Below are 23,288 nucleotides of genomic sequence, written 5' to 3'. Positions count from 1 at the left end.
TTTTTATTTCTCTTACCACAGATCTTCCGCTGTCAGGAAATCGGTACAGATTCCTTCTGCTCCCTGCGAAATGTATCTTCTGGCCTGGTCACGGTCATTAACCGTATAAACATACAGACTGATCCCGTTTTTTTCAAAGATCTTCTCCGTTTCTTCTGACCAATACTCCCAGTATACTGTTGCTGCCGGAATTTCCTTTTCTTTACAGAAGGATGCAATATACTCCAGCTCTTCCACAGAATACTCCTGCCACAGTGAATATACATAGGAAGGAAAAGAATAGAGCATGGCCGTTCCGGGAAACATTGCTTCATTGTAGATTTCCGGAATGATCCGATCCAGCGTCTCACCGGCACCTGCATTCCTGGCAATTTCCACATAATCACTGTAATCCTCCAGTGTTCTCTGATAATTGCGAAGAGAATACTGTTTGGAATCGATCAGCACATATGCATCCGGATAATCTTTCAGAAGAAGGAAAAAATCCTCCAGTGTCATGGGGGTGTATTTCCCATATATTTTACTTTGTCTGAATTCCTTTTCTGTAAGGACTTTTTTTCCGTTGCCATCCCACTGTCCCATGGGATCGTTCCAGTTATGCCTGCAGACCCATACTCCATCGGATGTCCTGGAAAGATCCAATTCAAAAAGACGAACTCCCTGTTCATACATGAACAGAAATCCCTCTCTGGAATTCAGGTAATCCTTTCCGTCCATACCTCCCAGAGCATGTGCAATGGTCCTGTAGTCCTTCCAGCTAAATCCTCCTGATGTATTCCGGGCAGTTTCTGTTTCCGGAAAACTTCCTCCCAGAAGAAAAAGTGATACAAACAGTATTTCCAATGTCAGTATAAAACGTCGCATCATCTCAGGCAACAAAAAAATGCACAAGACGTAAAGGAAAACATTTCCTCGCTGCTTTCCTTTTTATCTTCTGCAAATTTATCATATCCGGGAACCTGTCCCAAATCATTCCTATATTGTTTCTGTCCGGTAATACCAAAAGTCCCACCGACCATGTTTATCATCCTTTCGCATACGTGTAGTCGTATTTCATACATTACCGATTGTACGCTAAAAAAGGATAATAATCAAGTTAATCCTCTTCTTCCTCGTCATATTCCTGCTGAAGCCTCAGATATTCATCATATTTCTCGTGTGCATTCCGATTATAGGATCGGGAGATCGGTATTACATGCTCTCCGATATGGAAGCTGTCATTTTCAGCTCCTGTGACCCGTTCCATATTTACTATAAAGCTCTGATGACACCGCAAAAATGTACCGTCGTCAAGCTGTTTTTCGAAGTCTTTCAGCTTACCTCTGCACTGGAGTATACTTCCGTCTGTCCTATGGAAATTCACGATATGGAGACTGCTGGTAATATAGCTAACCTGACTGTAGCGTAAAGTATACACACGGGCACGATACTGAAAATGGATCACCCGCTCATCATTCCCGTCGCTAAGTCGCTTCTTCAGTGGTTCCATTACATATTCCAAAGTTTCTTCGGTTACAGGTTTCAGTAAATAGTTATATGCAAACAGGTCAAAAGCATTTCTGTAATATTCATCGCTTCTACTCATAAAAAGCACTGCCACTGACATTTCTTTTTCACGTATCTTCCGTATTGTTTCCAGTCCGTCTACTTTCTTTGAATCAATGTTCACAAAGATTGCATCATAAGGTTTCCTTTTCTTTTCCAATTCTTCCAATAAAAGCTCGCCGCTTTTAAATATCCGAATTTCTGACCCTGGAACGATCCGCTCAAGCTGTTTGTGAAGTTTTCTCGCATCCGTCTGCATATCATCACAAATGGCAATGGTCATCATCGTCATATTTATGTATCCCCTTTTACTCCATCATTGTTACTTTTTGTTCTATATATTATACCATGATTTGTTATTCAAATTATGATATCTTAATGTAATTTATGGTCGAAAACCCACCATTTATGCATTTTTTCGAGTTTTTGGAATATTAAAAAAGGACATCTGCATTTCTGCAAATGTCCTTTAAATCGGTCAGAAGTAAATTATACAAGCTCGATAAGAACTTCCATTGCTGCATCGCCTTTACGCTGTCCGATCTTAACGATTCTTGTGTAACCACCGTTACGATCTGCGTATTTCGGAGCAATCTCGCTGAACATCTTGTCAACCATGTCAACTTCTTTTGTATTTTTCTTTCTGCCAGCGCCCTTAGCAGGAACCTCTGTTACAGGATAGAAAACTTTCATCATCTCACGACGTGCATGAAGTCTGGAAGGAGCATCTTTCTTGATCTCTTTCTGAACTTCATCGTAAACTGTTTTCTTTTTGCCGTCTACGACTTCTTTTACACGTTTTCCGTCAGCATCTTTACGAGCAACCTTAGCTGTTACTGTAACTGTCTCGAAATTGTCTTTCTCACGTACAGCCATAGCGATAAGTCCCTCAGCGATCTTACGGATCTCTTTAGCCTTAGCTTCTGTTGTCACGATCTTTCCGTGATGAAGAAGGTTTGTAACCTGATTTCTGAGAAGTGCTTTTCTCTGGTTAGATGTTCTGCTTAATTTTCTATATTTTGCCATTTTATTATCCTCCATCTGTGGGACACCAGGACATGCTTGTTCGGTCTTACTGTCCTGCTGCTGACACCCCACTCATTACTCTGTTTCCGGATTATTCCTCTGTAGGCTGGAGCTGAAGTCCCAGCTCTTTGAGTTTTGCAAGTACTTCCTCTAAGGATTTGCGGCCCAGATTACGAACCTTCATCATATCGTCAGAAGTCTTGTTGCATAATTCTTCAACCGTATTGATACCGGCTCTCTTAAGGCAGTTGTAGGAACGAACAGAGAGCTCAAGCTCATCAATGCTCATCTCCAGAACCTTTTCCTTCTCATTGTCTTCTTTCTCGATCATAACCTCTGCGGTCTTAGCATTCTCGGAAAGATCAATGAACAGGTTTAAATGCTCGCTGAGAACCTTTGCTGCAAGGCTGACTGCCTCATCCGGATCAAGTGTTCCATTGGTATATACATCCAGTGTAAGCTTGTCGAAGTCAGTTACCTGACCAACTCGTGTATTCTCTACGATCATGTTGACTCTGTCTACCGGTGTGTAGATCGCATCCACTGCGATCATACCGATCGGCATGTCATCGGTTTTGCCTTTGTCTGCACTGATATAGCCACGTCCCTTGGTAATGGTAAGCTCCATGGCCAGTCTGCAGTCTTTTCCACCGTTCAGGGTTGCGATCACCTGATCCGGGTTCATGATCTCAATATCCTGATCTGCCTGGATATCAGCTGCTGTAACAACACCTTTGCCCTCACACTCAATGTATGCGGTCTTCGGCTCATTGTCACTGCTGTGATTCTTAATGGCAAGAGATTTCAGATTCATGATGATTTCGGTCACATCTTCCTTCACGCCCGGAATGGAGCTGAATTCATGAAGTACACCATCGATCTTCACCTGGCTTACTGCAGCTCCCGGAAGGGAGGACAGCATAATTCTTCTTAAAGAATTGCCAAGGGTAGTACCATAACCTCTTTCCAGAGGCTCTACAACGAATCTTCCAAACTTCTTATCTTCGGATATTTCGGTTATTTCGATTTTTGGTTTATTGAAATCAAACACTATAAGGTTCCCTCCTTCTGGGTTAATCAACATTCGAGGGTATTACCAATTTTTATAACTGTAGACACAGTAAACAGTTACTAATTATTTAGAATACAGCTCGACGATAAGCATCTCGTTTACAGGAACATCGATCTGCTCTCTTGTAGGAAGCTCTTTAACTACACCCTTCAGGTTCTCCTGATCAACGTCGATCCACTCCGGAACAAGTCTTCCGCCAGTGATCTCAAGAATTCCTTTATATCTCTCAGAGCCTTTGCTCTTCTCTCTGATCTCAATTGTGTCTCCTGCTTTGCACAGGTAGGACGGAATGTTTACACATTTTCCGTTAACAAGTACGTGCTTGTGATCTACGATCTGACGAGCCTCTCTTCTTGTTCTGGCAAATCCCATACGGAAAACGATGTTGTCAAGTCTGCTCTCAAGCATAACCATAAGGTTCTCACCTGTCTGGCCCTGCATTCTGTCGGCTTTCTTGTAGTAGTTACGGAAAGGTTTCTCAAGAACTCCGTAGATAAATTTTGCTTTCTGTTTCTCTTTTAACTGAAGACCATACTCAGACACCTTGCGGTTTGCACGTTTTAACTGTCTTGTGGACTTCTTATCAATTCCTAAGTAAATCGGATCCAGGCCAAGGGATCTGCATCTTTTCAGAACAGGTACTCTATTTACTGCCATTTCAACTACCTCCTAATTAGACTCTTCTGCGTTTTGGTGGACGGCATCCGTTGTGAGGAACCGGAGTTACGTCACGAATGCTGGTTACTTCAAGTCCGCATGCCTGAAGCGCACGGATTGCAGCTTCACGGCCTGAGCCCGGGCCTTTTACCATAACGTCTACTGTTTTTAATCCATGAATTAAAGCAGCCTTTGTTGCAGTCTCTGCTGCCATCTGTGCTGCATAAGGGGTAGATTTCCTTGAACCTTTAAATCCAAGACCACCGGCACTTGCCCATGAAAGAGCGTTTCCTTCGTTATCTGTCAGTGTGATGATTGTATTGTTGAAGGAAGACTGAATGTGTGCCTGTCCGTGTTCAACGTTTTTCTTGACACGACGTTTTGTCGTTTTCTTTGTAACTTTTGCCATTTTAAAACTAACCTACACTTTCCTTTTATTGAAATTAATTAGTTATATCTATAAATTATTTCTTCTTGTTTGCAACAGTTCTCTTCGGTCCCTTGCGAGTTCTCGCATTTGTCTTAGTCTTCTGACCACGAACCGGGAGTCCTTTACGATGACGGATACCTCTGTAGCATCCAATCTCCTGCAGTCTCTTGATGTTAAGGGCGATTTCCCTTCTCAGATCACCTTCTACTGTCATTGTCTCATCAATAACAGCACTCAGTCTCTTAACCTCGTCATCAGTCAGATCTCTGACACGTGTGTCAGGATTAACCTCTGCTTTAGCAAGAATTTTGTCTGCGCTTGGTCTACCAATTCCATAAATGTAGGTAAGACCGATTTCAATACGTTTCTCTCTTGGTAAGTCTACACCAGCTATACGAGCCATGTACTGTTTCCTCCATTTTCTGTTTCTGAAAGTTCCGCATATCGTATGTCACTTGCTCTCGCAAGGTGAAATGGGACATATCGACCTGCCTCTTTCTTTTCTAGTTTCCTAATTGGGGTGCCTCGGTAAAACACCCAGCTGTAATTGGCGAATCACAGCCTTTCCGAAATTGCGGATCTTAACCGCTGTTGCCTCTCGGTATTAGGCAATACATGCTTATTATCTGTTCAGTAGAACAACCCTGCCGGGTGTTTCATACTGCAGCCGCACGTTTCACAAACATTCCAAAGAAGTTCCGATATGAAAATCAACCCTGACGCTGTTTGTGCTTCGGGTTCTCACAGATGATTCTGATGGATCCCTTTCTCTTAATGACCTTGCACTTCTCGCAGATCGGCTTTACAGATGATCTTACTTTCACTGGAAATCCTCCTTCCGTAAATTAGTCTCATATCTGCAGTTTCACAGGCGCACTCATACACAGTATTTGCGCGCTTGAAATATATACTAACACCTGTTTTCCTGAAATGCAAGAAAAAATTTAAAAAATTTTTGATTTTTTTTACAGGCTGTATTATAATGGGTGGCAAAGTCCGGCAGACATATGGAATCTGCCTATTTTAATGAAAGGAATCTTTACATATGCATACGGAAATGAAATATCGTTTTCTGATACATTACACCTTATCTTTTATCGGTGGATACCTGGGGCTTTATGCCATTGTGTCAAGAGCTGATCTCTTCGGCAATGCCCAGACAGCCAATCTTCTTGGTGTTGTGCGGGATCTCATAGGCAGGGATTTTTCGGATATGCTTCTGCGTGTGGGTGCGCTTCTCATATATATGGCTGCTGTTATCCTTACGGTCTGGATCCCAGAGCATTTTTCCGCAGATCTTCGTTTTATCAGTATCGGGATCGATATCTTTGCGATCCTGCTCCTGGGATTCTTTCCTTCCGGAATGTCTCCGGTTGTGGCTCTTTACCCCGTGTTCTTTGCAATGCCTTTCCAGTGGTGTACCTTCAAGGCTCCCGGCGGATATAACAGCTCCACGATCTTTTCCACCAACAACCTTCGCCAGTTCACCACAGCTGTCACTCAGTTCCTTATGAAAAAGGACAGCGCACAGTGCGATAAAGCAAAATTCTACGGAATGACGCTGCTTTCTTTTCATACAGGTGCAGCTTTGTCTCTGATCCTGTATATGACCTGCGGTCTCTCAGGCGTATGGCTCTGTCTGGTTCCTGCCTTCTATGCTGTATGGCTGATCAGTGCAGACCGGAATACCGCAGCCGATACATCGGCAGTTACCCGAAGCACAGCTTCTGACGGCAGCAGCTTCAGGAATCTTTCCTATAAGAAAAAAGAGGCCTGACTTTATTTTAGCTTTGATAAAATAAGAGGAAATGTGATCTGTTTTTACACTGTCACATTTCCTTTTTTGTTTACGCGTAAGCCCCTCTGGCGCTTACAGCTTATATGCGTTCGAAATCCAGTATCATGATTTTGAATGGCCACAAATTGATTTCATCTATATTTCTCATACTATCCTCATAACATATCAATATACTCTGTAACTTGTTTAAACATTCCACGGTATTTACATTGCGCTTACCGGGAAAATCTTTTATAATTATTCCAGAAATCATAAATCCTGCTATATATTTTTGACCGAACATGAATGGAGAATTGAAATGCCCAAAAGTATTTACGAAGATATCTATAAAGATCTGAAAATGAAAATAGAGGACAACACCTTTGCCTATCAGGAGCTTCTGCCTTCCGAAAACACTCTGATCCAGACTTACAGCTGCTCCCGCAATACTCTGCGACGTGCGGTCAGTCTTCTTGTCAGTGACGGCTATGTACAGACCATGCAGGGAAAAGGTGTCCGCAATATCTACCGTCCAAACGAGAAGACTGCTTTCACCATCGGAGAGATCGAAACCTTCAAGGAATCTGCTGCAAGGAACGGTCAGAATGCCCATACGGAGGTGGCTCTTTTTACAGAGCTTTGTATCAGCAAAAATCAGTCAGCTTACACAGGATTTCCCGCTGGTGCAGAAGTATATTATATTCAGCGTATCCATTATCTTGAAGATATCCCGCTGATCATCAACCATAATTATTTTCTGAAGGAATCCGTTCCCGGCCTTACTGCCGAGATTGCCAGTCATTCTATCTATGAATATCTGGAACAGGTGCTTCATATGACCATTGTCAACAGCAAACGTATCATGACTGTGGAAAAGGTTACAGAAATTGATGAAAAATATCTTCATCTGAATGTAAAGGATTATAACTGCGTGGCTGTGGTGTCCAGCCAGACTTATAACAGTGACGGTGTGATGTTTGAGTATACCCAGTCACGGCACAGACCGGATCATTTTCGATTTTATGATAATGCCCTGCGCCGATGAGCCAGGCTCATAACTGCTTCGCAGCTATACGGTTATGAGCAGGTGACAAATGTGGCTCACAAATATCCGCCTAGATCTGTATAGATGCTGCAGTTTCCTATTTTCCAAAATTATGTTATACTGAAACGATCAACGGAGAGAGGAAATTTTATTTTTATGAAAAAACGAGAATCTTTTAACAGCCGCTGGGGGTTCATTCTGGCCTGCATCGGGTCTGCGGTTGGAATGGGAAATATCTGGATGTTTCCCACCAGAGTTTCCCTGTATGGCGGGGGATCGTTCCTGATCCCGTATTTTATTTTTGTGGCACTGATCGGCTTTACCGGGGTGATCGGTGAGATGAGTTTTGGCCGCGGGACACGTTCCGGGCCCATTGACGCCTTCGGCATGGCCTGTGAAACCAGAGGCAGGCGAAGGCTGGGTGAAACACTGGGCTGGATACCGGTGATCGGTGCACTGGCCATGGCTATCGGTTATACCGTTGTTATGGGATGGATCTTCCGATATATGCTCGGAACCTTTACAGGATCTACCCTGGCACCGGCAGATATTGAGTCCTTTGGCGCCAAATTCGGAGGCATGGCTTCTGCCTGGGGAAATAATCTCTGGCAGCTGGCTGCTCTTGTGATCTGCATGTTTATCCTGATGTACGGCGTTGGAAGCGGCATCGAAAAGGCCAATAAAGTGATGATGCCTATCTTCTTTATACTGTTTGTGATCCTTGGCATCTATGTTGCCTTTCAGCCGGGAGCTGCTGCCGGATACCGCTATATCTTCCGCGTGGAGCCGGAAGTTCTGGCAAAGCCTTCCACCTGGATCTTCGCACTTGGACAGGCATTTTTCTCCCTGTCTGTTGCAGGCAACGGTACACTAATCTACGGATCTTATCTTCCGGACAGCGAATATATCCCTGCATCTGCTGCAAGGGTAGCACTTTTTGATACTCTGGCTGCTATGCTGGCAGCACTTGTTATCATTCCGGCCATGGCTACCACAGGTGCCAAGCTTGACCAGGGCGGTCCCGGACTTCTGTTCATCTACCTGCCGCACCTGATCAAAACCATGCCTGGCGGACGGATCATTGCCATCATCTTTTTCGTAGCTGTGTTCCTTGCAGGCATGACCTCGCTTATGAACCTTTATGAAGCTCCTATTGCCACAGTTCAGGAAAAAACAGGTCTTGGCCGGATTCCTTCCTGCATGGTGATCTCAGTGATCGGCGTTGTGGTTTCGCTTCTTATCCAGGGCATTGTTTCTGACTGGATGGATGTGCTTTCCATCTATATCTGTCCTCTCGGCGCAGGACTTGCAGGGATCATGTTCTTCTGGATCTTCGGCCGGAGCTATGTGGAAAGCCAGGTCAACAAAGGCCGCGAGAAACCATTCACGAAATATTTTTACCCGGTGTGTAAATATCTTTATATTCCGGTGTGCTTTCTGGTGCTGATCCTTGGTGTTGTGCTGGGCGGGATCGGATGATAAGGTGATAACATAAGTAAAATAAAAAATTATCTGCATAAATAAATCCCCCGAAAAATGATTTTTTAATCATTTCCGAGGGATTTTTATGTTTTATCTTATAATATTCGTAAAGCCAGGATTTTCGATTTGCTGCATATCCCGAATACACTCACTTCACAGTTTGTCAACAAGTTTAAGTTTTACACTGATTTTCAATTATTCTGCATTCTTAGAGTGTATCCGGTTTCTCCACTTCGTAGTCAGACCAAGATGCAGCCGTATCGCTGCCTGAGAAACGTAAAAAAATGTGAGTGATAAATTCCACTTCAGATTCTTTTCTGCAGAAAAGGCAAAAAAAGACCCGGCAGCTTGACGCCACCAGGTCATCTTTTACAATATTTCTTATTTATCTCTCCAGATGATTCTTCCTTTGGAAAGATCATACGGAGAAAGTTCGATCGTTACTTTATCTCCCGGGAGAATACGGATAAAATTCATACGGAGCTTGCCACTGATATGTGCAAGTACCACATGTTTGTTTTCCAGTTCCACTTTAAACATCGCATTAGGCAGTTTCTCCAGAACAGTGCCTTCTACTTCGATCACATCTGCTTTTGACATTTTTTACCTCCTATGTCATGACAACAATTGCTGCTTACAGATTCGTAAGCGTCAGAATCTCTGGTTCCCCATCGGTGATGAGGATCGTGTTTTCATAATGGGCGGAAAGTGAACCATCCATGGTTACCACTGTCCACTCATCGTCCAGCCATGCCACGTCCGCACGACCAAGGTTGATCATGGGCTCGACGGCCAGGGTCATTCCCGGAAGGAGCTTGATGCCCCTGCGCTTCTGCGGGAAGTTTGGAATCTGCGGGTCCTCATGAAGATGAGTTCCGATTCCATGTCCTACAAGGTCACGTACAATACCATAACGGTATTTCGCTGCGTGGGCTCCGATGGCTTTGGAAATATCATTTAAATGATTTCCGGCTTTTGCCATTTTCAGTCCTTCAAAAAAGCACTCTCTTGTAACCTTAATGAGCTGCTGTGCTTCTTTGGATACTTCACCTACCGCATAGGTACGTGCTGCGTCAGAATGGTAGCCCTTATAAATCAGGCCGGCGTCGATCTTAACCAGATCCCCGTCCTGGATAATCTTCTCCTCGGATGGAATTCCATGCACAACCTCATCATTCAGGCTGATGCAGAAAGAAGCCGGAAAACCTCCGTAGTTCAGAAAGTTCGGAATACAGCCCATAGACCGGATCATTTCTTCTCCGATCTTATCAATCTCTTTGGTGCTGACACCCGGTTTGATGTAAGGGATCAAACCGTCATGCACCTTCTCAAGAAGATGGCCTGCTTCTCTCATAAGTTCGATTTCATGCTGTGTCTTAATTGTTACGGACATTCTTATTCTCCTAAGATGTCAACGATCTCCTGGAATACCTCATTCAGATCCCTGGTTCCGTCTACCGTCTTCAAAACACCCTGTGTGGTGTAATAGTCAATCAATGGCTGTGTCTGCTCATGATAAACATTCAGACGCTTCTGGACTGTTTCCGGCTTGTCATCATCACGGAGTACAAGCTTGTCACCACAGGTATCGCAGACCCCCTCTGTCTTCGGTGCTGCAAATACAACGTGATAAGTTGCACCGCATTTCACACATGCACGGCGTCCGCCCATACGTTTCACGATGTTATCATCCGGCACATCCACATCGATCGCATAGTCAATTTTGCTTCCAAGTTTGTTCAGAGCCTCTGTCAGACATTCTGCCTGCGGAATTGTTCTCGGGAAACCATCCAGAACATACCCTTCCCTTGCGTCATCCTGCTGGATTCTGTCAACAACAAGGTCGCAGGTCAGTTCATCCGGAACAAGAAGTCCCTGATCCATGTAAGTTTTTGCTTTGTTTCCAAGCTCGGTACCGTTTTTGATGTTGGCACGGAAAATATCTCCTGTGGAGATGTGCGGAATTCCATATTTCGCCGCAATTTTCTTAGCCTGAGTACCTTTACCTGCCCCCGGTGCACCCAACATAATAATTCTCATAGCATACCCTCCATTTTCCTGTTTTCTGCCTGATTTTCAGACAGTCCTGTTTACAAATCAAGGCTGCGACACTTTCGCACCGCAACCTTCATTTTCAATTAGTTCAGGAAGCCTTTGTAATTACGTACAAGCAGCTGAGATTCCACCTGCTTAACGGTCTCCAGGATAACACCTACGATGATGATGATAGATGTACCGCCGAAGGAAACATCCGCACCGAACACACCGTTGAAGAAGAACGGTATAACGGCCACGATAACAAGACCTACTGCACCTATAAATATAATATAATTCAGGATTTTAGTCAAATAATCTGAAGTCGGTTTTCCCGGACGGATGCCTGGGATAAAACCGCCCTGCTTTTTGATATTATCGGCTACTTCCAACGGATTAAAGGTAATTGATGTATAGAAGTATGCGAAGAATACGCAAAGTACCACATACACGATCAGACCCCAGCTGTACTGGATCTGACTTGGATTACACCAGTTATTGGAGGAAAGTCCTCTTAAGATCTCACTTCCGATGCCCGTTCCGTTTCCTTTGCCAGCGAACTGAGCAATGATCGACGGGAAAGACATGATAGAGGAAGCAAAAATAACCGGGATAACGCCGGCAGTATTTACCTTGAGCGGGATGTTTGTGGACTGACCGCCCATCATTTTACGTCCAACCATCTTTCTGGAATACTGAACCGGAATTCTTCTCTCTGCTCCGTTGAGGATAAGTACGAGCACTACAACAAACAGAATAATCACAGCAATGATGCAGGCTGCAAGCATTCCTTTTGCAATTGTTTTGCCCTTGACGAAGTTCTCATAAAGAAGGGACATATCACTCGGGATCCTGGACACGATATTGATAGTCAGGACGATGGAAATACCATTTCCAATGCCCTTCTCTGTAATACGCTCGCCCAGCCACATAAGCATTGCGGAACCCGCTGTTAAACTTGCAACAACTACGATTCCTTTAAGGAAGCTCATGTTCGGGATCATACCCTGACGTCCAAATCCGATTGCCATGGCAACAGACTCAAACAGAGCAAGACCAACCGTTACATAACGTGTGATTGCTGTAAGCTTTTTTCTTCCTTCTTCTCCGTCACGCTGCATCTCTTCCAGTGCCGGAATGGCAATGGTAAGAAGCTGAATGATAATGGAAGAAGTAATGTAAGGTGTGATGTTCAATGCGAAAATTGACATCTGAGTAAAGGAACCGCCGGTGAACGCATCAAAGAAATTGAATGCGTCACCGGTATTAGATTCAAACCACTGCTTAAAGAAGTCACTGTCGACTCCCGGTACAGGAAGCTGGGATCCGATTCTGATCACGAATATCATCCAGATCAGATAGAGAAGCTTTCTTCTCATTTCCTTTACTTTGAAAACACTCTTAAGAGTCTCAAACATTAGATCACCTCTACTGTACCACCAGCAGCTTCAATTTTTGTTTTTGCAGTCTCGCTGACAGCGTTTACTTTAACATTAAGTTTTTTTGTAAGCTCGCCGTTTCCAAGGATCTTAACACCATCACCGATCTTGGAGATTGCACCGCTTGCAAGTAAGCTGTCAACTGTAACCTCTGCGCCATCCTCAAAACGATTGAGAACGTCTACATTGATTGCGATAATTTCTTTAGAGTTTCTGTTAGTGAAACCTCTCTTAGGAAGACGTCTGTATAAAGGCATCTGACCTCCCTCGAATCCCGGTTTCTTGTGTCCGGAACGAGCAAGCTGTCCTTTATGTCCTTTACCAGCAGTTTTGCCGTTTCCTGAACCATGTCCACGGCCTCTTCTGAAGTTATCGCTATGCTTGGAACCCTCTGCGGGTCTTAAGTTTGATAATTCCATTCTGGCACCTCCTTAATCTTCTACTTTTACCAGGTGCTGCACCTGCTGAATCATTCCTCTAGTTGCAGCGTTGTCTGGCATCTCAACTGTTTTATGCATCTTTGTAAGACCCATAGCTTTTACAGTTTTTTTGTGTTTCGGTACTGCACCGATTGGAGATTTTACCAGTGTAACCTTGATTGTATCTGCCATTTCCATATCCTCCTTAACCCAGAATCTCATCTACAGATTTTCCGCGGAGCTTTGCAACCTCTTCCGGAGTCTTTAACTGGCTCAGGCCTGCGATTGTTGCCAGAACTACGTTCTGTTTATTTCTGGAACCCATACATTTTGTACGGATGTTTTTGATACCTGCAAGCTCGATTACGGCACGTGCCGGGCCACCGGCGATAACTCCAGTACCTTCCGGAGCTCTCTTCAGAAGCATCTCAGCGCTTCCGAATTTTCCGATGAAGTCATGTGTAATGGAATTGTTCTCGTCTCTTGCAACAGTAACAAGCTTCTTCATAGCGTCCTCTTTACCTTTGCGGATCGCCTCCGGAATTTCTGCTGCTTTTCCTAAACCTGCACCAACGTGTCCATTGCCGTCACCTACAACAACTAAAGCTGTGAAACGGAAGTTACGACCACCTTTAACAACCTTGGTAACACGCTTGATTGATACTACTTTATCTTCTAACTCTAACTGACTAGCATCAATAAGATTACGTTTCATGTGTTCTTTTCCTCCTCTTAGAATTTCAGTCCAGCTTCTCTTGCTGCATCTGCCAGTGCTTTAACTTTTCCGTGGTAGATATATCCACCTCTGTCGAAAACAACGCTCTCGATACCAGCCTCAACAGCTTTTTTACCGATCACTGTTCCAACTTTTGCTGCAGCCTGTACATCATCAGTGTTCTCAAGCTCTGCTTTTACGTCCTTCTGGAGAGTAGAAGCGGATACTAAAGTTTTACCAACTGTGTCATCAATAATCTGTGCATAGATGTGCTTGTTGGAACGAAATACTGCCAGACGAGGAGTAGTTGCAGTTCCGTTTAAATGATGACGTAATCTTCTATGCTTCTTTTCGCGAATTTCGCTTCTGGATGCTTTGTTAATCATATTCTCACTCTCCTTAATTATTTCTTACCGGTCTTACCGACTTTACGTCTGATAACTTCGTCAACGTACTTGATTCCCTTGCCCTTGTATGGCTCAGGTCTTCTCTTGTCTCTGATCTCAGCTGCGTACTGGCCAACTTTTTCTTTGCTGATACCAGATACGATGATCTTGTTTCCGTCAACTGTGGACTCAAGACCTTCTGGATCTTCCATCTCTACCGGGTGAGAATATCCGAGGTTAAGTACAAGTTTCTTGCCCTGCTTAGCAGCTCTGTAACCAACACCGTTAACCTCAAGCTCTTTTTTGTATCCTTCGCTTACACCAACAACCATGTTGTGGATAAGGCTTCTTGTTAAGCCGTGAAGGGCTTTGATTCTCTTTAAGTCGTTCGGTCTTGTTACAACTACATGACCGTCTTCAACTTTGATCTCTAACTCTGTCGGGAGTGCTCTCTCAAGTGTTCCCTTAGGTCCTTTTACTGTTACAACGTTTCCATCTGCGACTGTAACCTCAACGCCAGCTGGAATTGCAACCGGAAGTCTTCCGATTCGTGACATAAATTTGTCCTCCTTACTTAGATTGTCGGAGAGGGCCCATGCCCTCTCTGTTTTCAGTTTAAAAGCTATATGACTGCTTCGTTAAGCGGCTTTGGCCTACCAAACGAATGCAAGTACCTCGCCACCAACCTGAAGCTTACGAGCCTCTTTGTCAGTGATAACGCCTTTGTTTGTGGAAAGGATTGCGATACCAAGTCCACCAAGAACCTTCGGAAGCTCATCCTTGCCTGCGTATACACGAAGACCTGGTTTGGAGATTCTCTTAAGTCCTGTGATGATCTTCTGGTTTTTGTCCTCACCATATTTCAGTGTGATGTGAAGAGTTTTAACAACTCCATCCTCAACCAGATCATATTTTGCGATGTATCCCTCATCTACAAGGATGTTTGCGATAGCAATTTTCATCTTGGATGCCGGTACGTCTACAGTGTCATGTTTTGCAGTATTTGCGTTACGGATTCTTGTAAGCATATCTGCGATCGGATCGCTCATTGTCATGTAAGTTTCCTCCTCTTTCTTCAGACTTTACATGTCGTGTGAATATTATTTAAATGATTAAAAAGTTGCTTTCGCCTCGGCCTACCAGGAAGCTTTCTTAACACCCGGGATCTGACCTTTGTATGCCAGCTCACGGAAGCAGATTCTGCAAATTCCGTATTTTCTCAGGTATGCATGTGGACGGCCACAGATTCTGCAGCGAGTATACTCTCTTGTGGAGAATTTAGCTTTACGCTGCTGTTTAATTTTCATTGCTGTCTTAGCCATGAATCTTTTCCTCCTATTTAGCAAATGGCATGTTGAATAATGTCAGTAATTCGCGTGCCTCTTCATCTGTTTTAGCAGTTGTAACGAAGATAACGTCCATTCCTCTTACTTTATCAACCTTATCGTACTCAACCTCTGGGAAGATCAGCTGCTCTTTGATACCAAGAGCATAGTTTCCTCTGCCGTCGAATGCGTTCGGGTTAACACCACGGAAGTCACGTACACGTGGAAGAGCAAGGTTGATAAGACGATCAGCGAACTCATACATCTTCTCGCCTCTCAGAGTAACTTTACATCCGATCGGCATACCCTCTCTGATTTTGAAGTTAGCGACAGATTTTTTAGCTTTTGTAGCGATTGCTTTCTGTCCTGTAACAAGTTCCATATCTGCGATTGCAGCGTCAAGAAGTTTAGCGTTCTCTTTTGCCTCGCCAACACCCATGTTAACAACGATTTTCTCGAGTTTTGGCACTTCCATTACGTTTTTGTATCCGAATTTCTTGGTCATGGCATCCATGATCTCGTTCTTGTAAAGATCTTTTAATCTACTCACCTTTATATGCCTCCTCTCTTAATTAATCGATTGTCTTTCCTGTTGCTTTGGCAACACGAACTTTTTTGTCTCCATCCATCTTGAATCCAACTCTTGTAGCTTTTCCGTCTACAACGAGCATTACGTTGGAGATATGAAGCGGAGCTTCTTTTGTCACGATTCCACCGTTCTGATTAGCTGCGGACGGTTTAGCGTGCTTTGTAACCATGTTTACGTTCTCAACAACTACTGTGTTGTCTTTTACGTTAACTGCAAGGACCTTTCCGTCCTTACCTTTATCTTTTCCAGCGATTACCTTTACAGTATCACCTTTTTTAATTTTCATAGCTGACATTCGGCACCCTCCTATAATACTTCCGGAGCTAAGGAAACGATCTTCATGAATTTCTTCTCACGAAGCTCTCTGGCAACTGGTCCAAAGATACGTGTTCCTCTCGGAGTTAAGTCATCCTTGATAATTACGGCAGCATTTTCATCGAAACGGATGTAAGATCCGTCTTTACGACGAGCGCCTTTTTTAGTTCTAACAACTACAGCTTTAACAACGTCACCTTTTTTAACAACGCCGCCTGGTGTTGCATCTTTAACCGTAGCAACGATTGTGTCACCGATGTTTGCATATCTTCTTGTAGAGCCGCCCATAACACGAATACAAAGGATTTCTTTTGCACCAGTGTTGTCGGCAACTTTCAGTCTAGTTTCCTGCTGAATCATACTGGTTTCCTCCTTATTTAGCTTTCTCTACGATCTCAACCAGTCTCCATCTCTTGTCCTTGGACAGCGGTCTGGTCTCCATTACCTTAACGGTATCTCCGATGTTGCACTCATTGTTCTCGTCATGAGCTTTTAATTTATATGTTCTCTTCACGATTTTTTTGTAAAGAGGATGTTTTACATGGTCTTCAATTGCAACTACGATGGTCTTATCCATTTTGTCGCTGATAACCTTACCCACGCGGGTTTTTCTCAGATTTCTTTCCACGATTATGTCCTCCTGTCCTATTTGGAAGCGTTTGCCTGCTCAGTGATTACTGTCTGGATTCTGGCAATATTTTTACGAACCTCTTTGATTCGTCCTGTATTGTCTAACTGGTTTGTTGCATTCTGAAATCTCAGATTGAAAAGCTCTTTTTTAGCAGCTACTAATTCTTCATTCAGTTCTGCAACTGACTTTGCTTTTAAATCTTCCACGAACTTATTAATTTTCACTGTTATCACCGCCTTCTAAGTCTGCACGAGAAACGATTTTACATTTACATGGTAACTTGTGCATTGCAAGACGTAATGCTTCACGGGCAACCTCTTCGGACACGCCTGCAATCTCAAACATAACACGACCTGGTTTTACTACTGCTACCCAGTACTCCAGAGCGCCTTTTCCGGAACCCATTCGAGTCTCAGCTGGTTTAGCTGTTACCGGTTTATCCGGGAAAATCTTAATCCAAACTTTACCGCCACGTTTGATGTAACGGGTCATAGCAACACGGGCTGCCTCGATCTGATTAGATCTGATCCAACATGGCTCAGTAGCAACAAGACCGAAATCACCATAGTTGATAACATTGCCTCTAAGGGCTTTTCCTCTCATGGAGCCACGGAATTGTTTACGACGTTTTACTCTTTTTGGCATTAACATTATTTATCGCTCCCTTCCTTAGTTCCTTTTGTCGGAAGAATCTCACCATTGTAGATCCATGCCTTAACACCAACTTTACCGTATGTGGTGTCTGCTTCCGCAAAGCCATAGTCGATATCTGCACGAAGTGTCTGAAGCGGGATTGTTCCCTCGCTGTAGAACTCTGTACGAGCCATATCAGCTCCGCCGAGACGTCCGGATACGGAAGTCTTGATTCCCTTAGCGCCAGCCTTCATTGTTCTCTGCATTGTGGACTTCATAGCACGTCTGAAGGAAATACGATTCTCAAGCTGAAGAGCAATGTTCTCAGCAACCAGCTGTGCATCTTTGTCCGGTCTCTTAACTTCTTTGATGTCAACGATAAGCTTCTTGTCTGTGTATTTCTGAAGCTCAGCTTTAACTTTCTCGATCTCTGCGCCGCCCTTACCGATTACGATACCAGGTTTTGCTGTGTAGATGATGATCTTAACTCTGTCAGATGCTCTCTCGATCTCGATTTTGGAAACACCTGCGCTGTATAATTTCTTTTTAAGGAATGTTCTGATGTTGTAGTCTTCTACCAGGTAGTCAGCAAACTTGTCTTCTGCATACCATCTGGAATCCCAATCCTTGATAACTCCGACTCTAAGGCCATGCGGATTAACTTTCTGTCCCATGCTTTTCCTCCTTACCTTTCATCAAGCACAACTGTGATATGGCTAGTTCTCTTCTCGATTCTGTAAGCTCTACCCTGTGCTCTCGGCTGAATTCTCTTCATTGTAGGTCCCTTATCTGCATAGCATGCTGCAACATAAAGGTTGTCTGCGTTCATTCCGTTGTTGTTCTCAGCGTTTGCTACTGCTGACTCAAGCAGTTTTTTGATCACGCTGGAAGCGTATCTCGGATTGTATGTCAGGATACCAAGTGCTGTCTGTACATCTTTGCCACGGATCGCATCTAATACGTAGCAGGCTTTCTGAACAGAAATTCTTGCATAAGATAACTTTGCAGACGGCCTTGTCTCTCTATTATTCTCATTTCTGGCTCTCTTTATCTGGCTTCTATGTCCTTTTGCCATCTTAAAGTGCCTCCTTTCTTAAATTCGATATCTAAGTTATCTGCCAGCTGTCTTAAATTGACAGCGGGCAGTTATAAATCTGATGACTAGCGTACTCCGGACTTCTTCTCGTCTTTTCCGTGTCCTCTGTAAGTTCTTGTTGCAACGAACTCACCAAGTTTGTGTCCTACCATATCCTCTGTGATATATACCGGCACATGTTTTCTTCCGTCATGAACAGCGATTGTGTGTCCTACGAAAGACGGGAAGATTGTGGAACGGCGAGACCAAGTTTTGATTACGGATTTATCATTTGCAGCGTTAAGAGCGTCTACTTTTTTAAGTAAGCTCTGGTCTGCAAAAGGTCCTTTTTTCAGTGAACGAGACATGCTTTCTCCTCCTTATTATTTCGATAATGCTTTTCCATCGCGTCTTCTTACGATGTACTTGTTGGACTGTTTGTTTTTCTTTCTGGTCTTCAGGCCGAGAGCAGGTTTGCCCCACGGTGTGCAAGGACCTGGGCGTCCGATACCGGTCTTACCTTCACCACCACCATGTGGATGGTCATTCGGGTTCATTACGGAACCACGAACTGTAGGTCTGATACCCATGTTACGTTTACGTCCGGCTTTACCGATGTTAATAAGGTTGTGATCTCCGTTTCCGATTACACCAACAGTTGCGCGGCATACGATCGGAACCATTCTCATCTCACCGGAAGGAAGACGAAGTGTTGCGTACTTTCCTTCTTTAGCCATGAGCTGTGCGCCGTTTCCTGCAGAACGAACCATCTGTCCGCCTTTTCCAGGATGAAGCTCAATGTTGTGAACCATAGTACCAACCGGGATAAGCTCCAGTGGGAGGCAGTTTCCAACACGAACCTCAGCTTCCGGACCATTGTAAACCTTCTGGCCTACTTTAAGTCCCTCTGGAGCGAGGATGTAAGCTTTCTCGCCATCTGCGTAGCAGATCAGAGCGATGTTAGCTGTTCTGTTCGGATCGTACTCGATTGTTTTAACTGTTGCAGGGATTCCATCTTTTCTTCTCTTGAAGTCGATGATTCTGTATTTTCTTCTGCTTCCGCCACCCTGATGTCTTACAGTGATCTTACCCTGATTGTTACGTCCAGCGTTCTTCTTAAGGGAAGTAACGAGGGATTTCTCTGGTTTTGCAGCTGTAATCTCAGAGAAGTCGGAACCAGTCATATGTCTTCTTGACGGTGTATATGGGTTATAGCTTTTGATTCCCATGATGTTTCTCCTTTCGAATTTGTTCTCGTGCTTTCGTGCACATATTCGGACTTATCTGTTAATTAAAGTCCCTCAAAAATCTCGATATCTTTGCTCTCTTCTGTAAGAGCTACGATAGCTTTTTTAGTCTTAGCAGTTTTTCCAACTACCATTCCACGGCGTTTTTTCTTTCCATCACTGTTGATGGTGTTTACGCTCTTAACTTTTGTTCCCTCGAACATCTTCTCAACAGCCTCTTTGATCTGAGTCTTGTTAGCTTCCGGATGTACAAGGAATGTATATTTCTTCTCACCCATGTCTGCCATGGATTTTTCTGTGATAACCGGACGGATGATTACGTCATAGTACTGAATACTTGCCATTATGCGTATACCTCCTCGATAGATGCAACGGCATCCTTTGTAACAACTACGGTGTTGTGTTTCATAACATCGTATGTGTTGATTGTAGCCGGTGTTGCAGTTTCCACGTCAGCGATGTTTCTTGCGGAAAGAACTACGTTCTGATCGTTGTCAGCTGTGATTACAAGAGCTTTCTCTGCTTTCAGGTTTGTAAGAACCTTCTGCATCTCTTTTGTCTTAACCTCAGCAAGTGCAAGGCTGTCAACAACAACAAGTTTATTATCCTGAACCTTGGATGTCAGAGCGGATTTAAGAGCTGCTCTTCTTTCCTTCTTGTTCATTTTTACTTCATAATCTCTCGGAACCGGAGCGAATACAACACCGCCGCCTGTCCACTGTGGTGCACGGATGGAACCCTGTCTTGCATGACCTGTTCCTTTCTGTCTCCACGGTTTTCTTCCGCCGCCTCTTACCTCAGAACGAGTTTTCGCTTTCTGAGTTCCCTGACGGTTATTTGCAAGCTGACGAACAACTGCAAGATGAACGAGATGCTCGTTGATCTCAACGCCGAATACTGCGTCATTCAGCTCCATTGTGCCAACTTCATTGCCTTCCATATTATAAACAGTTACATTAGCCATTCTGATGCTCCTCCTTTCCTATTATAAGGACTTTACTGTCTCTTTGATTGTAACCAAAGATTTCTTAGGTCCTGGAACAGCACCCTTAACTAACAGTAAGTTATTTTCTGTATCTACACGTACGATCTCAAGATTCTGAACAGTTACCTGAACATGTCCCATGTGACCTGGCATATGTTTTCCTTTGAAAACCTTGCTCGGATCGGAGCAAGCGCCGTTGGAACCTGCATGACGATGATATTTAGAACCGTGAGCCATAGGTCCTCTGGACTGGCCATGTCTCTTGATGGCGCCCTGGAAGCCTTTACCTTTGGAAACTGCAGTAGCATCGATATGATCTCCTGCCGCAAAGATATCAGCCTTGATCTCCTGTCCAACCTCATACTCGCCGGCATTGTCAAATCTGAACTCTTTTACAAATCTCTTTACAGCTACACCAGCTTTGTCAAAGTGGCCTTTCTCCGGTTTGTTGACCAGTTTCTCTCTGATCTCGCCGAAGCCAACCTGAACTGATGTGTATCCATCGTTCTCCTCAGTTTTAACCTGAGTTACAACGCAAGGACCTGCCTGTAAAACAGTTACCGGAATTAACATTCCATCTTCATTGAAGATCTGAGTCATTCCGACTTTAGTAGCTAAAATAGCTTTCTTCATTTCTTTCTTCCTCCTTATAGCGGATTACCATTCGGTAATCATATAGTTAATGTCAAATGACATTATTAGCGGTTTTTCATCTTGATATCGATGTGAACACCAGCCGGCATTTCCAGTCTGGAAAGTGCATCTACTGTTTTCTGAGTTGGTGTCAGGATATCGATAAGTCTCTTATGTGTTCTCTGCTCAAACTGCTCTCTGGAATCTTTGTATTTATGAACAGCTCTTAAGATTGTAACAACCTCTTTCTTAGTAGGAAGCGGAACCGGTCCACTTACCATTGCTCCGTTCTTCTTTACTGTCTCGATGATCTTTGCTGCAGATGCATCAACGAGCTGATGATCATATGCCTTTAATGTGATTCTCATTACCTGATTTGCCATAAAAAAAGTCTCCTCCTATTCGTACTTATATAGCAGTACGACAAGCGGCGACTGTACACATCTCCGTGTGTGTCATGGTATATTTGCACACACGTCCCATTCCAAGATGGTTATTGAACTTTGTACAGTGACTTGTCGTCAGTTTCCTAACTTGACATTCGCTCCACGGAAAACCTGCCAGTGTGGCAGCAACCTCGCGCTTCATAGCTATCAATGTCACAGCAAGGATTAGTATATACGATGATTCTTCAGAATGCAAGCCTTTTTTTAAATTTTTTTGATTTTTTTTAAAAAAGAAGAAAATGGCTCATTTCTGAACCATTTTCTTCTTATATAATAGGTACTTATTTTATTCTTCCATATCGTCCACATCACCACTGATGATATCCGAGTAATCAAACAGTGTAACCTTCGTGATGTCATCCTTAACGATATCCGGTGCATCACCGGCCTTCTTTACGCGGCTTGCAAGCTGCGCTGCGGAATAAGACGGCATCGCAAGGCTTCCAATGGTAACCGGCTCCTCTTCCTCTTCCGGAACCTCTTCGACCTTTCCGGCCGGATGCGGCTTTCTGTTTTCTTCAACCGTACGTTCTGCCATTTCCAGTCTGGAAAGCATATCTGCTTCTTCTGAAGTGGCTGCTGCAATCTCTTTCTTAAGTTCCGCATGAGCTTCACTTGCGGCAGTCTGTGCAGTCTGCTGTATGGCAGCCTTCTTTTTATTCTCCGAATAGCCTGTAACATCCTCTTCGTCAATCTCATCTACGAAACCGCCCGTACGGACCTTACGCTTATCTGCTTTTTTATTTTTGTGTTTTCGTGCCTTTTCTTCCTGAATGATCTCTTTTTCTTCTTCCTTCATTCTTCTGGCACGTGCTTTTTCTTCCTGCTTCAGTTCTTTCCTGGACTTCACATAACCCGGTTCCGGATCGTTCACATCTTCCTCAATATCATCCGGCTCTTTCTTCCAGAGCTCTGCGATCACATACAGGATGATCAGGAACAATACGACCAGACCAAGAATGATCAGGCCTTCAATACTTTCTGTAGCCACCATAAGATATCCCACATAGCCAATGGTAACTACAACTTTCGGAACATAATCTCCAACCTTAATGGTAAAAGTCTTTCCTCCGGAAACGGACTGATCTGTTACTGTTCCGGTTCCCTTGGAGGCATCGAGATTGGTGATCGTATATTTATATGTCTCGGAATCTTTCTGTACAAGGATTGGAGTACCTGCGCTGATCGCAGAACTCTTCTCCGGGATCGCATATGTAACAGATCCGACTGGGAGGTTCGTTGCCTTATCGGATTTATCCACGATCACTGTTCTCACCCCGAAGAACGGCGGAAGAACAAGTCCCAGTACACAGATCAGTGTGCATATCACAACAAAATGTACGATAAATTTCAATACTTTTGACATAGGTAATCTTCCTCTT

37 protein-coding genes are annotated in these 23,288 nt (G+C 43.9%); 3 read left to right on the top strand and 34 right to left on the bottom strand.

The window, feature by feature from the left end:
- Positions 1-12: 12 nt before the first annotated feature.
- The 8 genes from LI091_RS11590 to rpmJ all read right to left on the bottom strand — a co-directional run bounded on the left by LI091_RS11590 (position 13) and on the right by rpmJ (position 5,554).
- Positions 13-717 carry a phosphatidylinositol-specific phospholipase C/glycerophosphodiester phosphodiesterase family protein gene (locus LI091_RS11590; protein ID WP_244093169.1) on the bottom strand — a complete coding sequence of 235 codons (705 nt, stop codon included), beginning with the start codon at positions 715-717 and terminating at the stop codon, positions 13-15.
- A 379-nt stretch (positions 718-1,096) separates the two neighbouring features.
- A complete protein-coding gene (locus tag LI091_RS11585) occupies positions 1,097-1,837 on the bottom strand; it encodes a LytR/AlgR family response regulator transcription factor (RefSeq protein ID WP_022426418.1) in 741 nt (246 codons plus the stop codon).
- 197 nt (positions 1,838-2,034) lie between these two features.
- Positions 2,035-2,571, bottom strand: a complete 537-nt coding sequence (locus LI091_RS11580) for a bL17 family ribosomal protein (protein WP_021976084.1) — start codon at positions 2,569-2,571, stop codon at positions 2,035-2,037.
- Between the two features lie 91 nt (positions 2,572-2,662).
- The gene (locus LI091_RS11575; protein WP_059085345.1) at positions 2,663-3,622 is read right to left on the bottom strand and encodes a DNA-directed RNA polymerase subunit alpha; all 960 of its coding nucleotides are present in this window, start codon (positions 3,620-3,622) and stop codon (positions 2,663-2,665) included.
- An 84-nt stretch (positions 3,623-3,706) separates the two neighbouring features.
- Complete coding sequence (rpsD, locus tag LI091_RS11570; RefSeq protein WP_015526943.1) at positions 3,707-4,300, bottom strand: 30S ribosomal protein S4; 594 nt, start codon at positions 4,298-4,300, stop codon at positions 3,707-3,709.
- 16 nt (positions 4,301-4,316) lie between these two features.
- Entirely contained in the window at positions 4,317-4,709 is a 393-nt protein-coding gene (rpsK, locus tag LI091_RS11565; RefSeq protein ID WP_265191176.1) for a 30S ribosomal protein S11, read from the bottom strand.
- A gap of 55 nt (positions 4,710-4,764) precedes the next feature.
- A complete protein-coding gene (gene rpsM / locus LI091_RS11560; protein WP_008707282.1) occupies positions 4,765-5,133 on the bottom strand; it encodes a 30S ribosomal protein S13 in 369 nt (122 codons plus the stop codon).
- Between the two features lie 307 nt (positions 5,134-5,440).
- The gene (gene rpmJ / locus LI091_RS11555; RefSeq protein ID WP_003022746.1) at positions 5,441-5,554 is read right to left on the bottom strand and encodes a 50S ribosomal protein L36; all 114 of its coding nucleotides are present in this window, start codon (positions 5,552-5,554) and stop codon (positions 5,441-5,443) included.
- Between the two features lie 221 nt (positions 5,555-5,775).
- On the opposite strand from rpmJ, the gene LI091_RS11550 reads away from it, so the two are divergent.
- The 3 genes from LI091_RS11550 to LI091_RS11540 all read left to right on the top strand — a co-directional run bounded on the left by LI091_RS11550 (position 5,776) and on the right by LI091_RS11540 (position 9,031).
- A complete protein-coding gene (locus LI091_RS11550; protein ID WP_173741638.1) occupies positions 5,776-6,507 on the top strand; it encodes a YoaK family protein in 732 nt (243 codons plus the stop codon).
- A gap of 319 nt (positions 6,508-6,826) precedes the next feature.
- A complete protein-coding gene (locus LI091_RS11545; protein ID WP_173741637.1) occupies positions 6,827-7,552 on the top strand; it encodes a UTRA domain-containing protein in 726 nt (241 codons plus the stop codon).
- A gap of 156 nt (positions 7,553-7,708) precedes the next feature.
- Positions 7,709-9,031: a sodium-dependent transporter gene (locus LI091_RS11540; RefSeq protein ID WP_265191175.1), complete on the top strand. Its 1,323-nt coding sequence runs from the start codon at positions 7,709-7,711 to the stop codon at positions 9,029-9,031.
- Between the two features lie 384 nt (positions 9,032-9,415).
- Here the strand turns inward: LI091_RS11540 and infA are convergent, their stop codons facing one another.
- From infA to LI091_RS11410, 26 genes are all read right to left on the bottom strand, one after another.
- Positions 9,416-9,634, bottom strand: coding sequence for a translation initiation factor IF-1 (gene infA / locus LI091_RS11535; RefSeq protein WP_005428560.1), 219 nt, complete (start codon positions 9,632-9,634; stop codon positions 9,416-9,418).
- A 34-nt stretch (positions 9,635-9,668) separates the two neighbouring features.
- On the bottom strand, positions 9,669-10,427 hold the full coding sequence (map, locus tag LI091_RS11530; protein ID WP_015526936.1) for a type I methionyl aminopeptidase: 759 nt from the start codon (positions 10,425-10,427) through the stop codon (positions 9,669-9,671).
- Positions 10,428-10,429: 2 nt separating this feature from the next.
- Positions 10,430-11,074, bottom strand: a complete 645-nt coding sequence (locus LI091_RS11525; RefSeq protein WP_015526935.1) for an adenylate kinase — start codon at positions 11,072-11,074, stop codon at positions 10,430-10,432.
- Positions 11,075-11,172: 98 nt separating this feature from the next.
- The gene (secY, locus tag LI091_RS11520; protein WP_015526934.1) at positions 11,173-12,486 is read right to left on the bottom strand and encodes a preprotein translocase subunit SecY; all 1,314 of its coding nucleotides are present in this window, start codon (positions 12,484-12,486) and stop codon (positions 11,173-11,175) included.
- On the bottom strand, positions 12,486-12,926 hold the full coding sequence (gene rplO / locus LI091_RS11515; protein WP_015526933.1) for a 50S ribosomal protein L15: 441 nt from the start codon (positions 12,924-12,926) through the stop codon (positions 12,486-12,488). The genes secY and rplO overlap by 1 nt, the downstream gene beginning before the upstream one ends.
- Positions 12,927-12,938: 12 nt before the next feature.
- A complete protein-coding gene (gene rpmD, locus LI091_RS11510; RefSeq protein WP_015526932.1) occupies positions 12,939-13,118 on the bottom strand; it encodes a 50S ribosomal protein L30 in 180 nt (59 codons plus the stop codon).
- Between the two features lie 13 nt (positions 13,119-13,131).
- Positions 13,132-13,641, bottom strand: a complete 510-nt coding sequence (gene rpsE, locus LI091_RS11505) for a 30S ribosomal protein S5 (RefSeq protein WP_015526931.1) — start codon at positions 13,639-13,641, stop codon at positions 13,132-13,134.
- 17 nt (positions 13,642-13,658) lie between these two features.
- Positions 13,659-14,027: a 50S ribosomal protein L18 gene (rplR, locus tag LI091_RS11500; protein WP_015526930.1), complete on the bottom strand. Its 369-nt coding sequence runs from the start codon at positions 14,025-14,027 to the stop codon at positions 13,659-13,661.
- A gap of 17 nt (positions 14,028-14,044) precedes the next feature.
- Positions 14,045-14,584, bottom strand: coding sequence for a 50S ribosomal protein L6 (gene rplF, locus LI091_RS11495; protein ID WP_015526929.1), 540 nt, complete (start codon positions 14,582-14,584; stop codon positions 14,045-14,047).
- Positions 14,585-14,680: 96 nt separating this feature from the next.
- Positions 14,681-15,082, bottom strand: a complete 402-nt coding sequence (gene rpsH, locus LI091_RS11490) for a 30S ribosomal protein S8 (RefSeq protein ID WP_015526928.1) — start codon at positions 15,080-15,082, stop codon at positions 14,681-14,683.
- Positions 15,083-15,163: 81 nt separating this feature from the next.
- Positions 15,164-15,349 (bottom strand): type Z 30S ribosomal protein S14, encoded by a 186-nt coding sequence (locus LI091_RS11485; RefSeq protein WP_015526927.1) that lies wholly within the window; start codon positions 15,347-15,349, stop codon positions 15,164-15,166.
- A gap of 13 nt (positions 15,350-15,362) precedes the next feature.
- Positions 15,363-15,902 (bottom strand): 50S ribosomal protein L5, encoded by a 540-nt coding sequence (gene rplE, locus LI091_RS11480; protein WP_021650765.1) that lies wholly within the window; start codon positions 15,900-15,902, stop codon positions 15,363-15,365.
- Between the two features lie 22 nt (positions 15,903-15,924).
- Positions 15,925-16,236: a 50S ribosomal protein L24 gene (gene rplX, locus LI091_RS11475; protein WP_021650764.1), complete on the bottom strand. Its 312-nt coding sequence runs from the start codon at positions 16,234-16,236 to the stop codon at positions 15,925-15,927.
- 11 nt (positions 16,237-16,247) lie between these two features.
- Complete coding sequence (rplN, locus tag LI091_RS11470) at positions 16,248-16,616, bottom strand: 50S ribosomal protein L14 (protein ID WP_019162495.1); 369 nt, start codon at positions 16,614-16,616, stop codon at positions 16,248-16,250.
- Positions 16,617-16,629: 13 nt separating this feature from the next.
- Positions 16,630-16,884, bottom strand: a complete 255-nt coding sequence (rpsQ, locus tag LI091_RS11465; RefSeq protein WP_021650763.1) for a 30S ribosomal protein S17 — start codon at positions 16,882-16,884, stop codon at positions 16,630-16,632.
- 17 nt (positions 16,885-16,901) lie between these two features.
- On the bottom strand, positions 16,902-17,111 hold the full coding sequence (gene rpmC / locus LI091_RS11460) for a 50S ribosomal protein L29 (RefSeq protein ID WP_021650762.1): 210 nt from the start codon (positions 17,109-17,111) through the stop codon (positions 16,902-16,904).
- Positions 17,101-17,538: a 50S ribosomal protein L16 gene (gene rplP / locus LI091_RS11455; RefSeq protein WP_015526924.1), complete on the bottom strand. Its 438-nt coding sequence runs from the start codon at positions 17,536-17,538 to the stop codon at positions 17,101-17,103. Before rplP ends, rpmC begins: the two co-directional genes overlap by 11 nt.
- Entirely contained in the window at positions 17,538-18,194 is a 657-nt protein-coding gene (gene rpsC / locus LI091_RS11450) for a 30S ribosomal protein S3 (protein WP_015526923.1), read from the bottom strand. The genes rplP and rpsC overlap by 1 nt, the downstream gene beginning before the upstream one ends.
- 11 nt (positions 18,195-18,205) lie before the next feature.
- On the bottom strand, positions 18,206-18,595 hold the full coding sequence (gene rplV, locus LI091_RS11445; protein ID WP_015526922.1) for a 50S ribosomal protein L22: 390 nt from the start codon (positions 18,593-18,595) through the stop codon (positions 18,206-18,208).
- An 86-nt stretch (positions 18,596-18,681) separates the two neighbouring features.
- The gene (gene rpsS / locus LI091_RS11440; protein ID WP_015526921.1) at positions 18,682-18,963 is read right to left on the bottom strand and encodes a 30S ribosomal protein S19; all 282 of its coding nucleotides are present in this window, start codon (positions 18,961-18,963) and stop codon (positions 18,682-18,684) included.
- A gap of 15 nt (positions 18,964-18,978) precedes the next feature.
- A complete protein-coding gene (gene rplB / locus LI091_RS11435) occupies positions 18,979-19,824 on the bottom strand; it encodes a 50S ribosomal protein L2 (RefSeq protein ID WP_015526920.1) in 846 nt (281 codons plus the stop codon).
- A gap of 62 nt (positions 19,825-19,886) precedes the next feature.
- The gene (gene rplW / locus LI091_RS11430) at positions 19,887-20,186 is read right to left on the bottom strand and encodes a 50S ribosomal protein L23 (RefSeq protein WP_015526919.1); all 300 of its coding nucleotides are present in this window, start codon (positions 20,184-20,186) and stop codon (positions 19,887-19,889) included.
- Entirely contained in the window at positions 20,186-20,806 is a 621-nt protein-coding gene (gene rplD, locus LI091_RS11425; RefSeq protein WP_015526918.1) for a 50S ribosomal protein L4, read from the bottom strand. Before rplD ends, rplW begins: the two co-directional genes overlap by 1 nt.
- Positions 20,807-20,827: 21 nt before the next feature.
- Positions 20,828-21,460 (bottom strand): 50S ribosomal protein L3, encoded by a 633-nt coding sequence (gene rplC, locus LI091_RS11420; protein ID WP_015526917.1) that lies wholly within the window; start codon positions 21,458-21,460, stop codon positions 20,828-20,830.
- Positions 21,461-21,525: 65 nt separating this feature from the next.
- A complete protein-coding gene (gene rpsJ, locus LI091_RS11415; protein WP_015526916.1) occupies positions 21,526-21,843 on the bottom strand; it encodes a 30S ribosomal protein S10 in 318 nt (105 codons plus the stop codon).
- Positions 21,844-22,192: 349 nt separating this feature from the next.
- The gene (locus LI091_RS11410; protein ID WP_022427085.1) at positions 22,193-23,272 is read right to left on the bottom strand and encodes a hypothetical protein; all 1,080 of its coding nucleotides are present in this window, start codon (positions 23,270-23,272) and stop codon (positions 22,193-22,195) included.
- Between the last annotated feature and the right edge of the window lie 16 nt (positions 23,273-23,288).

The organism is Blautia sp. MSK20_18 (assembly GCF_020553125.1).
GTDB lineage: Bacteria > Bacillota > Clostridia > Lachnospirales > Lachnospiraceae > Blautia_A > Blautia_A fusiformis.
Note: the sequence above shows the minus strand (reverse complement) of the source record. Positions and strands in the feature narration are given on the sequence as shown.

Bases quoted from the DNA above. Each gene is read 5' to 3' on its own strand.
- LI091_RS11590 (WP_244093169.1), bottom strand. From the start codon at position 717: ATGGACGGAAAGGATTACCTGAATTCCAGAGAGGGATTTCTGTTCATG.
- LI091_RS11585 (WP_022426418.1), bottom strand. From the start codon at position 1,837: ATGACGATGATGACCATTGCCATTTGTGATGATATGCAGACGGATGCG.
- LI091_RS11580 (WP_021976084.1), bottom strand. From the start codon at position 2,571: ATGGCAAAATATAGAAAATTAAGCAGAACATCTAACCAGAGAAAAGCA.
- rpsD (WP_015526943.1), bottom strand. From the start codon at position 4,300: ATGGCAGTAAATAGAGTACCTGTTCTGAAAAGATGCAGATCCCTTGGC.
- rpsK (WP_265191176.1), bottom strand. From the start codon at position 4,709: ATGGCAAAAGTTACAAAGAAAACGACAAAACGTCGTGTCAAGAAAAAC.
- rpsM (WP_008707282.1), bottom strand. From the start codon at position 5,133: ATGGCTCGTATAGCTGGTGTAGACTTACCAAGAGAGAAACGTATTGAA.
- LI091_RS11550 (WP_173741638.1), top strand. From the start codon at position 5,776: ATGCATACGGAAATGAAATATCGTTTTCTGATACATTACACCTTATCT.
- LI091_RS11545 (WP_173741637.1), top strand. From the start codon at position 6,827: ATGCCCAAAAGTATTTACGAAGATATCTATAAAGATCTGAAAATGAAA.
- LI091_RS11540 (WP_265191175.1), top strand. From the start codon at position 7,709: ATGAAAAAACGAGAATCTTTTAACAGCCGCTGGGGGTTCATTCTGGCC.
- infA (WP_005428560.1), bottom strand. From the start codon at position 9,634: ATGTCAAAAGCAGATGTGATCGAAGTAGAAGGCACTGTTCTGGAGAAA.
- map (WP_015526936.1), bottom strand. From the start codon at position 10,427: ATGTCCGTAACAATTAAGACACAGCATGAAATCGAACTTATGAGAGAA.
- LI091_RS11525 (WP_015526935.1), bottom strand. From the start codon at position 11,074: ATGAGAATTATTATGTTGGGTGCACCGGGGGCAGGTAAAGGTACTCAG.
- secY (WP_015526934.1), bottom strand. From the start codon at position 12,486: ATGTTTGAGACTCTTAAGAGTGTTTTCAAAGTAAAGGAAATGAGAAGA.
- rplO (WP_015526933.1), bottom strand. From the start codon at position 12,926: ATGGAATTATCAAACTTAAGACCCGCAGAGGGTTCCAAGCATAGCGAT.
- rpmD (WP_015526932.1), bottom strand. From the start codon at position 13,118: ATGGCAGATACAATCAAGGTTACACTGGTAAAATCTCCAATCGGTGCA.
- rpsE (WP_015526931.1), bottom strand. From the start codon at position 13,641: ATGAAACGTAATCTTATTGATGCTAGTCAGTTAGAGTTAGAAGATAAA.
- rplR (WP_015526930.1), bottom strand. From the start codon at position 14,027: ATGATTAACAAAGCATCCAGAAGCGAAATTCGCGAAAAGAAGCATAGA.
- rplF (WP_015526929.1), bottom strand. From the start codon at position 14,584: ATGTCACGAATCGGAAGACTTCCGGTTGCAATTCCAGCTGGCGTTGAG.
- rpsH (WP_015526928.1), bottom strand. From the start codon at position 15,082: ATGACAATGAGCGATCCGATCGCAGATATGCTTACAAGAATCCGTAAC.
- LI091_RS11485 (WP_015526927.1), bottom strand. From the start codon at position 15,349: ATGGCTAAGACAGCAATGAAAATTAAACAGCAGCGTAAAGCTAAATTC.
- rplX (WP_021650764.1), bottom strand. From the start codon at position 16,236: ATGTCAGCTATGAAAATTAAAAAAGGTGATACTGTAAAGGTAATCGCT.
- rplN (WP_019162495.1), bottom strand. From the start codon at position 16,616: ATGATTCAGCAGGAAACTAGACTGAAAGTTGCCGACAACACTGGTGCA.
- rplP (WP_015526924.1), bottom strand. From the start codon at position 17,538: ATGTTAATGCCAAAAAGAGTAAAACGTCGTAAACAATTCCGTGGCTCC.
- rpsC (WP_015526923.1), bottom strand. From the start codon at position 18,194: ATGGGACAGAAAGTTAATCCGCATGGCCTTAGAGTCGGAGTTATCAAG.
- rplV (WP_015526922.1), bottom strand. From the start codon at position 18,595: ATGGCAAAAGGACATAGAAGCCAGATAAAGAGAGCCAGAAATGAGAAT.
- rpsS (WP_015526921.1), bottom strand. From the start codon at position 18,963: ATGTCTCGTTCACTGAAAAAAGGACCTTTTGCAGACCAGAGCTTACTT.
- rplB (WP_015526920.1), bottom strand. From the start codon at position 19,824: ATGGGAATCAAAAGCTATAACCCATATACACCGTCAAGAAGACATATG.
- rplW (WP_015526919.1), bottom strand. From the start codon at position 20,186: ATGGCAAGTATTCAGTACTATGACGTAATCATCCGTCCGGTTATCACA.
- rplD (WP_015526918.1), bottom strand. From the start codon at position 20,806: ATGGCTAATGTAACTGTTTATAATATGGAAGGCAATGAAGTTGGCACA.
- rplC (WP_015526917.1), bottom strand. From the start codon at position 21,460: ATGAAGAAAGCTATTTTAGCTACTAAAGTCGGAATGACTCAGATCTTC.
- rpsJ (WP_015526916.1), bottom strand. From the start codon at position 21,843: ATGGCAAATCAGGTAATGAGAATCACATTAAAGGCATATGATCATCAG.
- LI091_RS11410 (WP_022427085.1), bottom strand. From the start codon at position 23,272: ATGTCAAAAGTATTGAAATTTATCGTACATTTTGTTGTGATATGCACA.